Origin of the sequence: Paenibacillus sp. FSL P4-0127 (assembly GCF_038007325.1) — a bacterium.
GTDB lineage: Bacteria > Bacillota > Bacilli > Paenibacillales > Paenibacillaceae > Fontibacillus > Fontibacillus macerans.
In genome coordinates, this window is the sequence record NZ_JBBOWY010000001.1 from 3,729,587 (window position 1) to 3,741,984 (window position 12,398).

Annotated in this window: 9 protein-coding genes; 5 read left to right on the top strand and 4 right to left on the bottom strand. The window is 54.2% G+C overall.

The annotated features are described in order from the left end of the window. Positions 1-118 precede the first annotated feature (118 nt). Positions 119-1,018 carry a C40 family peptidase gene (locus NYE74_RS16805; RefSeq protein ID WP_124332697.1) on the bottom strand — a complete coding sequence of 300 codons (900 nt, stop codon included), beginning with the start codon at positions 1,016-1,018 and terminating at the stop codon, positions 119-121. A 363-nt stretch (positions 1,019-1,381) separates the two neighbouring features. Here NYE74_RS16805 and NYE74_RS16810 point away from each other — a divergent pair, with 363 nt between their 5' ends. Next, entirely contained in the window at positions 1,382-2,374 is a 993-nt protein-coding gene (locus NYE74_RS16810) for an aldose 1-epimerase (RefSeq protein ID WP_036622124.1), read from the top strand. A gap of 102 nt (positions 2,375-2,476) precedes the next feature. Here the strand turns inward: NYE74_RS16810 and NYE74_RS16815 are convergent, their stop codons facing one another. After that, complete coding sequence (locus NYE74_RS16815; RefSeq protein ID WP_036622126.1) at positions 2,477-2,833, bottom strand: LytTR family transcriptional regulator DNA-binding domain-containing protein; 357 nt, start codon at positions 2,831-2,833, stop codon at positions 2,477-2,479. 206 nt (positions 2,834-3,039) lie between these two features. Here NYE74_RS16815 and NYE74_RS16820 point away from each other — a divergent pair, with 206 nt between their 5' ends. Then, a complete protein-coding gene (locus NYE74_RS16820) occupies positions 3,040-4,116 on the top strand; it encodes a lactonase family protein (RefSeq protein ID WP_036622128.1) in 1,077 nt (358 codons plus the stop codon). A 1,036-nt stretch (positions 4,117-5,152) separates the two neighbouring features. Here NYE74_RS16820 and NYE74_RS16825 read toward each other — a convergent pair. Further along, positions 5,153-6,226 (bottom strand): bifunctional 3-deoxy-7-phosphoheptulonate synthase/chorismate mutase, encoded by a 1,074-nt coding sequence (locus NYE74_RS16825; RefSeq protein WP_036622130.1) that lies wholly within the window; start codon positions 6,224-6,226, stop codon positions 5,153-5,155. Positions 6,227-6,779: 553 nt separating this feature from the next. On the opposite strand from NYE74_RS16825, the gene NYE74_RS16830 reads away from it, so the two are divergent. After that, positions 6,780-7,844: an AI-2E family transporter gene (locus NYE74_RS16830; RefSeq protein ID WP_036622132.1), complete on the top strand. Its 1,065-nt coding sequence runs from the start codon at positions 6,780-6,782 to the stop codon at positions 7,842-7,844. Between the two features lie 70 nt (positions 7,845-7,914). Here NYE74_RS16830 and NYE74_RS16835 read toward each other — a convergent pair whose 3' ends face one another. Beyond that, complete coding sequence (locus tag NYE74_RS16835; RefSeq protein WP_051985395.1) at positions 7,915-8,445, bottom strand: hypothetical protein; 531 nt, start codon at positions 8,443-8,445, stop codon at positions 7,915-7,917. Between the two features lie 197 nt (positions 8,446-8,642). Between NYE74_RS16835 and NYE74_RS16840 the strand changes: the two genes are divergently transcribed. Both NYE74_RS16840 and helD read left to right on the top strand, forming a co-directional pair. Further along, a complete protein-coding gene (locus NYE74_RS16840; RefSeq protein WP_036622133.1) occupies positions 8,643-9,665 on the top strand; it encodes an FUSC family protein in 1,023 nt (340 codons plus the stop codon). A gap of 210 nt (positions 9,666-9,875) precedes the next feature. After that, a complete protein-coding gene (gene helD / locus NYE74_RS16845; RefSeq protein WP_341004976.1) occupies positions 9,876-12,239 on the top strand; it encodes an RNA polymerase recycling motor HelD in 2,364 nt (787 codons plus the stop codon). Positions 12,240-12,398: the final 159 nt, after the last annotated feature.

A 12,398-nucleotide genomic window follows, 5' to 3' on the forward strand; every position in this document is an offset into this window, starting at 1 on the left:
TAACGCTTACATTTATTATACTTTGTATTTGTAATGAAGGGAAATAAGCTGAACAAGCGAAAAAGCCGGGCGGCCTAGAGCGGCGCTCGGCTTGCGAATTCGGGCGCTGATGAATCTTTCAGCGCATGCGGCGCATCGAGAGGATGACGCTGCTCCAATGCCCGGTATCCAGCGGGCTGATCTCCACACCGGGATCTCCCCAGGTATGGATGAATTGGCCGTTGCCGATGTAGATGCCGACGTGGCCGGGAATGTTGTCGGTTTCAAACCGGCCAGGCACGGTGAAAAAGATCAGATCTCCGGTTTGAAGGTTGTCCCGGGTGACGGGGATGCCTTCTTTCGCCTGATCTCTGGCCAGCCGCGGCAAGTCTTGCCCGAATTTTTTGAACACATGGCGGGTGAAGGACGAGCAGTCGAACGCTTTCGATTGCTCGTAAGGCGCTGCTCCGAATTCATAGGGAACGCCTAAAAAACTTTTCGCATAGGCAACCATCTCGTCCCGGTGTTCGGCGACCCCGAGGATGCCGTAGCGGTTTGATTCGCCGATCTGCGGGTTCTTTTCGGCAACGCCGCCGTCGGCGTTAATCGGTCCGATATTAAGCCGTCCCGACAGCGGGTCAACCACGGCTTTGCTTTGCAGCAGGGCGGAGACCGATGCGGTCGTCATATACAGCTCGCCGTTCTGGCGGATGGGCGCTTGCGGCAGCGATACCGGCTTGCCGAAAGAAACGGCGTGCCGTTGGCTTGGCTGAACCTCAAACATGACATCGGTATAGCCGATCCGGGCGGAGCTGTCCGTTTCCAAAGCGCGAAGACCCAACGTGTCGGCTACTTGGGAAAGCGGAATCCATTGGGTGCCGCGGACATCCGTAAACGCTTCCGTTCTGACCGGGGTGGAGGCGGCCGGGGGAACGGAATTGGCTTCGGGACCGGCCTTGTTGCCGCAGGAGACGGCGGTAGTCAGCAGCACGGAAGCGAGCAAAGAACACAAGATTGTTTTCCAAACCGAGATGCGCATTAGTGCTCTCACTCCATTCATCTTTTTTTCGAACCATGTTCAGTTGAAGTATGCATAAATCAGTAGATAACTATTCGAGTGGAGCAAGGAGAATTCGACATCATGCTGTTACGCGAAAAGCAAACCGTATACGCGCCGCAAAGTTTCCAAGCAGCGCCGCAATCTGACTACCGCTACCTGGGAAGGCGTGCCCCCCACCATTTTTCAAACGCTGCTGGGCGTATCGCTGGGCCGCCGTATTTTGCGCGACGCTTCATAGGCGATTCGTTTTGATGTGCGGGTTTAAGGTGACTTTTGCACGCGCTTTAGGTATATTACTAGTTGAATGTGTTAAGGCCAATCATGGAAGGGAGAGTTGCAACGATGGCAGAAAGAACGGCTTATGAAGGAACTTATCAGGGAGAAAAAGCGGTATGGCTCAGATCCGGACGGTATGAAGCGGTCATGCTGCCGGAAATCGGCGGCAATCTGATTGCGTTCCGCGATGTCGAAAGCGGTTACCGTTTTCTGCGCGAACCGGCGGAGGACGAAATGGAAAGCTTCAAAAGCAATCCCGGCGTGCATGGGATCCCCGTGCTGTTTCCGCCGAACCGGTACGAGGACGGCCTGTTCCCCTGGAAAGGCGAAGTGTACCGTTTTCCGGTAAACGAAGCTTCGACCGGCAACCATCTGCACGGTTTTTTACATACGACGCCTTGGCAGGTGGAGGACTTTGGGCAGACGCCTTTGGAAAGCTATGTTACGGTCAAAGTGACCGTCGACGAGCAGCATGATGTGTACCGGTATTTGCCGTTTAAATTTACGGTAAGGCTGAAGTATACGCTCAGCGAATACGGCTTGTCGCAGCAGTTGTTCGTGCGCAATGACGGGGACAAGGAGATGCCTTGCCTGCTCGCTTTCCATACGGCGGTGAACGCTCCGTTTGCGCCGGGAAGCAACGCTAAGGATTACCGCGTCAAGCTCACGATCGGCGAGCGTTGGCAGCTTAGCGAACGGATGCTTCCGACCGGTTCGTTCCAGCCGCTTACCGGCGAGGAAAAGCAAATGCAAGGGGAGGGCGTGTATCCGTTTTTCGCGTCGCTGGACAATCATTACACCGCCGCGCCGCAAAACGGCCGAAACCGCATGGAACTAACCGATACGAAGCTTGGCGTCACTCTGGTGTACGATGTCGGGACGTCCTACAAGCAGTGGATGATCTGGAACAACGGGGCGAAGGAAGGTTTTTTCTGTCCCGAGCCGCAAATTAATCTGGTCAACGCCCCCAATGTCAAGCTGCCGAGCGAAGAAATCGGCTTGTTCAGCCTGAACGCCGGGGAAATTTGGGAAGAAACCGCCCGTTTTTACGTGAAGTAGAAGGCAAGCATGAACCAAGAAAAAGCAGCCCGCCGGCGTCTGTAGAGACGCTTAAGCGAGGCTGCTTTTTCTCTGGCCATTCGGCTCCGAAGATATGCCGGTTTAGTTGACCCCAGCGGTTACGTTACGTCGGGTGGACGGAATCAGCCGCTTCATTTGCCCCAGATTGCGTTTGGGCACATGGATCGTTTTGATGCCGTGCCGTTCATCGCGAAAATAGACGACATTGTCCTGGATGTCCGAGACTTTGGACAAATTGACGTAACAGTTGGTGCTAATGCGGTAAAAGTTAGGGTCCGAGATCAGCTTCGAGGTCTGTTCGGCGGATAGTCTCTGTTTGATGCTGTAATTCCTGCCATGAAAGCAAACCAGTCCGTGAACTCCAATCTTGAAGAAATACGTGTCATGGGGATCGAGATCCTCATAGACGTTTCTTTCTTCCAGTCCGACATTCATCATTCCAAATCCCCCTTTAGATGATGCTACGGAAGCGCTTACAGTATATCATGTTTTTCAAAATTTGGGTAGGGAAAAGGGCGAAATATTAAAAATTTTGGGCTTTTGCTGCCGGGAATCTCATGGGGAGGACTGGACTTTTATGGCAAAGTGGGGAACAATATAGGGAACGACAACTTTAGATTTCAATTTACCAGGAGGTATGCGAATTGTCACAGACACAACGTTTGCTGTTATTTGTAGGGTCCTACGCCGAGGCGGCGGATCCGGGAGTTTATGTATACGAACTGGACATGTCCAGCGGTAAAATGAACCGGTTAAGCGCGGTATCCGGACTTAAGAACCCGACGTTTGTCAGCGTCGATGAAGCGAATGGCCGGTTGTACGCCATTTCGGAAACCGTTTCGGAAGGCGAACGCATCGGCGAAGCGGCCGCTTTTGCCATTGATTCCGCGAAAGGGGAGCTAAGCGAACTGAACCGCACCTTGACGATTCGTCCGTCTTCTTCGCATATTCAACTGGACCTGAGCAACCGTTTTGTGGCGGTATCGGGGTATCATGGAGGGAACGTCGGCCTCGTCAATGTCGGGGCGGACGGGCTTGTCGGCAAGCTGGCCGATGAACGGCAGCACGAAGGGAAAGGAGCCGATCCGTCGAGACAGGACCGGCCGCATCCGCATTCGGTTATCTTCAGCCCGGACAACCGGTTTGCGCTGGTTGCGGATTTGGGACTGGATCTCATCGTAGTGTACGAACTGGACGCCCAGGGCGGGCGGCTGGTCCGCAAGAGTGAAGCGCAGACGCCGCCGGGAGCGGGGCCGCGCCACATGGCTTTCCATCCGAACGGCCGTTTCCTGTATTCCATCAATGAGGTGAATTCTTCGCTCTCCGCTTTTTCGTATGATCCGGAATCGGGCCGGCTGGAACTGCTGGATACGGTGCCGACCCTGCCTGCCGGGTTTACCGCGGAGAACACGACGGCGGAGGTCGCCATTTCCAAGGACGGCCGCTACCTGTACGGCTCGAATCGCGGCCATGACAGCATCGTCCAGTTCGCCATCGACCCGACGAGCGGCAAATTGACTTACGTGGAGCACGTATCCAGCGAAGGCGGACACCCGCGCCATTTTGCGCTGACGCCGGACGGGAAATATTTGGTCGCGGCCAACCGCGATTCCAACAACCTGGCTTTGTTCACGGTGGATGGGGAAACCGGCCGGCTGAAGTTCACCGGCCACACCGCCGAAGTATCCAAGCCGGTATGCGTCAAGCCGGTGTTTTTTTAACCTGTAGGCGGCCAGCGTATAGAACCCCCCGAACGCAGGTCCGGCCCTGCTCGTCACTAGCGAGCAGGGCCGGTTTTGTTATACTGGGACTTGACCTAATAATCAGCGCTTGACAGTTAAGCCGGCAACCGATTGTGCAATGCATGAAGGGCGTTGAAAGCTTGAGAACAGGGAAGGCCAGTGGGTTGGCCGGCAGATCAACAACCGCTGTCCGAATGCTTTGCACGATTATCCCGTTTGATCAGAAAGCAGAGAAGAAGATAGGTTCAGGAGAAGCAGATACATTTGGGAGAATTAAATATGTTTAGGAGAAGCGGACATGTTCGAGATCATTAGACAGGTTGGTGAGAAGGAGTTAGGAGAAGTAAAGCAAATTTGACAGAAGGGATGGGGCGAGACACCGGAACAAGAAAAAAACGTGATTTTGCTGCATCCTGAATCCGTTTGCAGTAACGTCCGTACCGTTAAAAAGCATTTCTATCAGGCTGCAGCCGCAAGGGGCTGATTCGGTTGGAGGTGCCTTGTAGGTGCCCCGATCAGCTGGCGCAGCCGCATCGCTGAGATGCCGCCATGCAGCAGGAACACATCCAGGGGCTCGAACCACTTCAACAGAGGAGTCGGATTCCTTCAAATATCGTGCCGACTAAAAGCCCATGTTTGATGCTTGCACCTTCCGCACTCGAATGGGGGGATACTGCCCTCCCTGAACAAAAGGAATAATCGTGCAAAGCAGCACGCGGGGACTCCAAGTCACGAACGCTATAGCCCCCCATCTTTGCACTTACCTCAGCCGCCTCAGTCCAGCATACTGAATCAATAGAGTCAAAATCATAATTTTGTCCACAGACTAGAAATAGCCTCAGTCCACGGCGCTTCGGCTCTTAATAGAAGGGTAACGGTACTCGTACGTAGTAGGACAGAAAGAGGGAATGGGTATAGGGTGAAAACCCATCCCCATCCCTATCCCTCCAATCGCTCCAACTTAGAAGTCAGAGTCATAAAAGGACGCCGGCAGGCGTTTTTCTTATCTGCCTGATCATTCCTTAAACAGTCCGGATTCGCGGATTCCGGCCCAAAGCTGCTCGAACTGCGGAATATCGAGCTGCTGCGCGGCATCGGACAAGGCGGTTTGCGGATCGGGGTGCACCTCGACCATAATGCCGTCCGCTCCGGCGGCCAGCGCCGCTTTGGCGCAGGGGAGCAGGATGTCCTTCCGCCCGGTGGAATGGCTGACGTCGACCAGAACCGGCAGGTGCGTTTCCTGCTTGAGCAGCGGAACCGCGGAAATATCGAGCGTGTTGCGCGTCCACTTCTCGTACGTTCTGATGCCGCGTTCGATCAGCATCACGCGGGTGTTGCCGCTGACCGCGATATATTCCGCGGCATGTACGAACTCCTCCAGCGTCGCCGATATCCCGCGCTTGAGCAGCACCGGGATGCGCGCTTCGCCGGCGGCTTTGAGCAGCTCGAAATTTTGCATGTTTCTCGCGCCGATCTGGATCACGTCGATATATTGTTCGGCCAGCTCGATATGGGCGGGGTGAACGATTTCGCTGATCGTGGCCAGCCCGAATTCATCGGCGACTTCCTTCAGCATTTTGAGCCCGTCGACGCCGAGCCCCTGGAAGTCGTACGGGGAGGTACGCGGCTTATAAGCTCCGCCGCGCATGATTTTGACGCCGGCCGCTTTCAAGGCGGCCGCGACGGTGCGCAGCTGCTCGTAAGATTCGACCGAGCACGGCCCGGCGACCATCACCTGCGCGCTTCCGCCGATGATATTGCCCTTGACGTCGAGGACCGTATCCTCCGGCTGTTTTTTCCGGCTGACGATCAGTTGTCTGGTATGGTCTTCCTCCTGAAGGTTCAGCGAGGCTTTGAAAATTTCCTTGAAAATATGCTTGACCGCCGCATCTTTGAAGGGGCCGGGATTGCGGCGCGTCAGCTCCTCCAGCATCGCTCTTTCGCGGACGGGGTCAAATTTGGGGACCCCCTGTTTTTCCTTGATTTCGCCGATTTCGCGGACGACGGCGGCGCGTTCGTTCAGCAGGCGCAGCAGCTCATCGTTGATGGCGTCCAGCTGTTGGCGCAGTTTGTTTAAGGCTTCGCTCACTTTGCTCTCTCCTTTTTTAGATTGTTCAAAAATAAGTGCCAAATAAACAAAAAAAGCCGTCCATCAAGGGACGGAATACAAGCGATTCCGCGGTACCACCCTCGTTAGACAACTTTGGTTGCTCGGCTTCGGGCACGGATAACGGCGTGCGGCCGGATCCTCCTACTGGCCGGAGCGCCCGGAAGTTCAGAGGTCGACTCGGGAGCGAACTTCGGCGGGGCGTCTCCTGCGGGGTGCTTTCAGTCTATGGCACCGCCGTCCCTGACAGGGCGTTTCCCCTTACTCTTCTCCTTCATCGTCGCTTTTACGTTTTACGAAATTATATGCCGAACCCTTATGAGATGCAATAGGCCGAGGCAACGCATCAAAACTTTGAATCTGCGGTACGATAAAGCATGAAATCAGGCGGCCAATGCGGTCAATGAAAATTTTACAATGAATTTACCTAATTTTTAGGCATTTGCATTTGCAAAGTGGCAAAGCCTCGCTTAAGATTAACGTCAGAGGTTTTTTTAGTTTTTTATCCGACCGACGAAGGAGCAGGTAGCCGATAATGACGTTTTTTAGAGAGCTTTTTCAAATGGCGGGATTCCGCAGAGCGCTGGCTCTGCTGTTTGTCGTCCTCGTGCTGTATTTTGCCCGCAGCATGCTTAATATGCTTTTGATCACTTTTATCCTCACTTATTTGATCAATCGGCTGCACAATTTTATCAGCCGCAACGTGGCGAAGGTCATCCGCATCAATCGGGCCGTGACCCTGGTGTTCATTTATCTTGTCATGATCTCGCTTTTGGGCGTCGCGCTTTACTACTATTTGCCGGTGTTTACCGTGGAACTGACAGATCTGGTCAACCAGGTCATGTCCTTTTATGCGAACCCGCCCGAATTTCCGGATAACACCATCCTGAATTACGTAGTGGAGTACTTGAAGGATTTCGATTTGTCCGCTTACATCCATAACGGGGTCGATTTCCTGCTCAGCACGTTGTCGGACATCGGCAAATGGAGCCTGAATTTGTTTGTCGCGATCATTCTCAGCTTATTCTTCCTGCTGGAAAAGGAAAAAGTAACGAACTTTACGGTGAAATTCCGGGAGAGCCGTGTGGGCGGCCTATTTAAGGAACTGGAGTATTTCGGCAAAAAATTCGTGCAGTCCTTCGGGAAAGTGATCGAAGTGCAATTTTTGATCGCCCTCGTCAACTGCATCCTATCGACCATATTTTTGTGGATTTTCGGATTCCCGAATTTGTTCGCCTTGGCGATTATGATCTTCTTGCTCGGTCTGGTCCCGGTTATGGGCGTGATCGTATCGCTGGTTCCGCTGTGCGCGATCGCCTTTAAAATCGGCGGTGTGGTCAAAATCATCTACGTGCTCGTGATGGTGGCCGTGGTGCATGCGGTGGAAACGTATTTCCTCAATCCAAAATTCATGTCCAACAAAACGCATCTGCCGATTTTTTACACGTTTATGATTTTGCTCGTTTCCGAGCACTTTCTGGGCGTATGGGGGTTGATTGTCGGGGTGCCGATTTTCATGTTCCTGCTCGATATTATGGAAGTGCCGGTCGGAAAAACGCTGCCTAAGCGAAGCCTGCCGAAACCGGTCAAGGAAAAGTAATCCGCGCGAGGCATTTTGAAAACCGCTGGATGATGTGTCCAGCGGTTTTCTATCGCCTTTTCGTTCAGACTTAATTTTTCCACTTCACCTGGTTGTTCTGATAGTCTGCCGCGGGATGCCCGGGCATCCGGTCCTTCCAGGAACGGTTGATCGCTTTTTTCAGCTTTTCCGGAAGTTGCGCTTTGATGCGGTCTGCTTTATCCCGGTCAAGCTTGCCCTCGGCGACCGCTTGGTCAATGTTCCGGTTGGCGGTCTCGGTCAGCTTTTTCAGATACTCTTCTTCGCTCCAGCCCTTTTGCGCTTGAACGACCTGCAGGAGCGTTTTGCCTTGTTTCAGCTGCTCCACCAATGCCATGGGTTCCATGCCCAGCATTTCGGCCGTTTCCTTGACGATATGGCCGCCGCGGAAGTGGCCGCGGTGATGGTGAAACCGCGATTCGTTTGGCTTGGGGCTTGGGGGTTGCGGGGGCTCCTGCGTTTGGCCTGCAAGGGCTGTCGCCTCTTCCGCGTACGCGGGGATGGCCGCCGCCGCGAGGCTGCAGCCCAACAGGATGGCCAGGGCGCTTTTCATCGCAAAAGGTTTTCGTTTCTGCTTAACCATAGACTTTCTTCACCTCTTCGTTTAGAATAATTTGGTCCTCGCCTCCATCAGTCTTGACCAAAAATCGCGCCAAGTATCTTAATGGAAGCTTAATATTTCATAAAATTCCGCTTAAAGCGCGAGTTGAATAAGTCAGGTTTTCAGGCTGAGAAGGGATAAAATATACGAAATGTTGTTGATCATGGGAGGAATTATCCGTGACATTTGGTCCAAGAATGCTCAAAACGGGCATTGCCGTAACGCTGGCTTTATATGCCGGCGTGCTGCTGAATCTGTCTTCCCCCGTCATCGCGGCGGTTGCGGCGATTTTTGCGATGCAGCCGACGATTTACCGTTCCTGGCGCTATTTGATCGACCAACTGCAAACGAATACGCTGGGCGCCGTTTTGGCGATGCTGGGCGGAATGCTGTTTTCCAATGAACCGATCGCCGTCGGATTAATCTGTGTTCTGGTCATCATGATCTGCTTGAAGCTCAAAATGGGGGATACGATAGGCTTGACGCTGGTTACGGTCGTATCGGTGATGGAAGCTTCAGGGCAGTGGGAGTTTGCGCTAAACCGTTTTGCGCTGAGTATGATCGGCATCCTGTCCGCGTTTATCATTAACATTCTTGTTCTCCCGCCCAAACCGAAGGTACAGTTCGAGCGGCAGGTCCGGGAGACGTTCGACCAGCTGTCGCTGCTGCTGCGGACGGCGATTTCCGACGAGATGAAGGAGACGGTGTTCCGCAGCGAAAAAAGAACGCTGGAGGATACGATAGGTTCGCTGTCGGACAAGTACAAGCTGATGGAAGAGGAGAAAAAGAAGCTGCGCAAGCCGAAGTTCAGCGACAATCGCCAACTCGTCGTCTACAAACAGATGCTCAGCGCCCTGCGCAAGGGCTTCGAGGTGCTGAATGCGGTGGACCAGCATTATTTTCAGGCGGTCCGTTCCCCGGAGCTGAACCGGGAATTCGATGAGCACTTGGAGAAGCTAACCAAGTTCCACGAGCATATCATGCTGAAATTCGATGACAAACTGAAGCCCAATTACGGGGAGGCCATGCAGTTCGAACAGGAAAACGACGCGTTTTTGCGGCGGATGCTGGACAGGTACGCGGCGGAGCGGACCGGGGTATTGCGGTTGTCGATCGTATCGGCGGAAATGTACGAATACGGCCATCAGCTGGAGAGGCTGAACAGGCTGGCGGACCATGCCGGCGCGGCCGCGGGGGAGTAAGATTTCGGCGCATAACGCAGAAAAGTCCTGCCAAAGCGGCAGGACTTTCATGACGGAAAAAATAATACATAGATTGAAAATTAAGGGCAAAGTTGATACAATAAAAAACGGACTGCAAATAGAATGAAATAAAAATGTTCATCCTTTTAGATTATATCATGTATTTATTTGATTGTCAATAGTCTGAACGAAACCAAGGGAGCGATTGAATTGGACAATAAAGACCAGGCTTGGCTTGAAGAGCAGCGCCGCATAGAATATGTCGCCGATCAAATCGACGCCAGAATCCGCAAACTGGAGCGGGAGGTCGGTTCGGTTCGCGGGGATGTCGTTGCCATGCGCAAAGATTTTTGGGATGAAGTGACCGTCAATTTCAGCGAGGCCGATGATGTGGGGGAAACGTCCACGAGCTTGCGGCAGCAATCCCAGGTGCTCGCGGAGCGGGAAAAAAGCCACCTGCACGCTTCCACCATGCTCGGAAAAATGAAGCGGCTGAAAGAGTCGCCTTATTTCGGCCGCATCGATTTCGCCGAAGCAGGAGAAGCCGCGGCCGAGGCGATCTATTTGGGCATTGCCTCCCTGCTGGAAGACGGAGACGAGACATTTCTCGTTTACGATTGGCGGGCGCCGATCTCCAACCTGTATTATGACAGCGTGCCCGGGCCGGCTTCTTATGAAACCCCGTCGGGGACCATATCGGGCGAGATGAAGCTTAAACGGCAGTTCGTCATCCGCGGACGCGAACTGAGGCTTATGTTCGACACGGGCGTGACGATCGGGGACGAGCTGCTGCAGCAGGTGCTTGGGCGCAGCTCCGACGCGCAGATGAAAAGCATCGTGGCCACGATCCAGCGGGAGCAGAACCGCATCATCCGCAACGATCGCAGCCGGATGCTGATCGTGCAGGGAGCCGCGGGCAGCGGCAAAACGTCGGCGGCCTTGCAGCGCGTCGCTTATTTGCTGTATAAGCACCGCGACGTGCTGCAGGCGGATCAGATGATTTTGTTTTCTCCAAATCCGATGTTTAACAGCTATGTATCGACGGTACTGCCCGAGCTTGGGGAAGAGAACATGCAGCAAACGACGTTCCAGGAATACCTCGAGCACCGGCTGGGCCGGGATTTCCAGCTTGAGGATCCGTTCGTCCAGATCGAATATGTCTTGTCCGCGAGGGAAGACGAGGCTTATCAAGCGCGGATCGACGCCATCCGCTTCAAATCGTCCGTTCAATACCTGGAGGCGATTGCCCGCTACAAAGAGCTGCTGGAGAAGAAGGCGATGAAGTTCAAGCCGCTGCGGTTTCAAGGGCGCGAGGTGATCGGCGCGGAGGCGATCGCCGCGCAATTTTACGGTTACGATCCGGCGATCCGGCTCGCCAACCGCTGCGAACTGCTGAAGGAGTGGCTGCTTAAAGAACTGGCCGCTTTCGGCAAAAACGAGCTGAACCAGCCGTGGGTCGAGGAGCAGATTCAACTTCTCGACACCGAGGATTACCAGCGCGCTTACCAGCGGATGCGCCGCAAAAATCAGGGGAAGGGAGATTCCTTCAGCGACTACGAGGACGAAAAAACGATCTTGGCCAAAATGGTCGTGAGCGACCGGCTCAAGCCGCTGCGGAAATGGGTGAAATCGCTGCGCTTCGTCGATGTGACCCGGCTGTACACGCAGCTGTTCAGCGACGTTTCCTTGTTCCGCGAAGTGCATCCGGGAGCTTTGCCGGAGCGCTGGGATGAGATTTGTTCCCAGACGCTGCGGAAAATCGCCGAAGGGGAGCTGTTTTACGAGGACATCACGCCGCTATTGTATCTGAAGGAGCTGCTCCTGGGCTTCAGATCCAATACGTCCATCCGCCATGTCATCATCGACGAGGCCCAGGATTATTCGGCATTTCAGCTGTTTTTCCTGAAGCGGCTGTTCCCGCGGGCCAAGATCACGGCTTTGGGCGATTTCAACCAGGCGATCTACGCGCACGGCTCCGTGCTGCAGGAATCCGGCCTTTTGGTGGACCTGTACGGTCCAGAGGAAACCGAGGTCATTTCGCTGACGCGCAGCTACCGTTCCACCAAGGAGATCGTCGAATTTACGCGGGGCATGGTTCCGGGCGGAGAGCACATCGTTCCATTTAACCGGAGCGGGGAGCGTCCGCGCGTAACGGTTCTGGACACCCGGGAAGGGCTGCTCCGGGCTATAGCGGAGGAATTGAAACGCCTGGCGGAAGAAGGATACGAGTCGGTGGCGGTCATTTGCAAAACGGCCGAGCAGAGCGCGGAGGTCCAGCGGGCGCTGGAGCCGCTGTTGCCCGCGCCGCCGAAGCTGGTGAAGAAGACGACGCTCGGTTTTGAAAAAGGGGTGCAGGTAATCCCCGCCTATTTGGCCAAAGGGGTCGAATTCGACGCCGTACTGATCTATGACGCGTCGGCGGGCCAGTATTCCCGGGAGAGCGAGCGGAAGCTGTTCTATACGGCCTGTACGCGGGCGATGCACCTTCTATATATCTACTCGCTTGGCGAGCCCAGCCCGTTTGTTACCGGCCAGGACGCCGCCCTTTACGTGAGCGAGCGGCAGCCTGTCTGAAGCGGGATAAAGCGGTTTTTCGAAAGCGGGATAGCGATAATGAGAATCAAACGGACAACCCATCTATTTAAGTTGAAAATATGGAATCGACGGGGAAGGCTGCCTCTTTCCGTTCGATCAGTAGTTCAGCTTTTTTAGCTCTTGGTTGTCCGTTTTTTG

Excerpts from the sequence above, each read along its gene's own strand:
- NYE74_RS16805 (WP_124332697.1), bottom strand. The coding sequence starts at position 1,018 with ATGCGCATCTCGGTTTGGAAAACAATCTTGTGTTCTTTGCTCGCTTCC.
- NYE74_RS16835 (WP_051985395.1), bottom strand. The coding sequence starts at position 8,445 with ATGGTTAAGCAGAAACGAAAACCTTTTGCGATGAAAAGCGCCCTGGCC.
- NYE74_RS16815 (WP_036622126.1), bottom strand. The coding sequence starts at position 2,833 with ATGATGAATGTCGGACTGGAAGAAAGAAACGTCTATGAGGATCTCGAT.
- NYE74_RS16830 (WP_036622132.1), top strand. The coding sequence starts at position 6,780 with ATGACGTTTTTTAGAGAGCTTTTTCAAATGGCGGGATTCCGCAGAGCG.
- NYE74_RS16810 (WP_036622124.1), top strand. The coding sequence starts at position 1,382 with ATGGCAGAAAGAACGGCTTATGAAGGAACTTATCAGGGAGAAAAAGCG.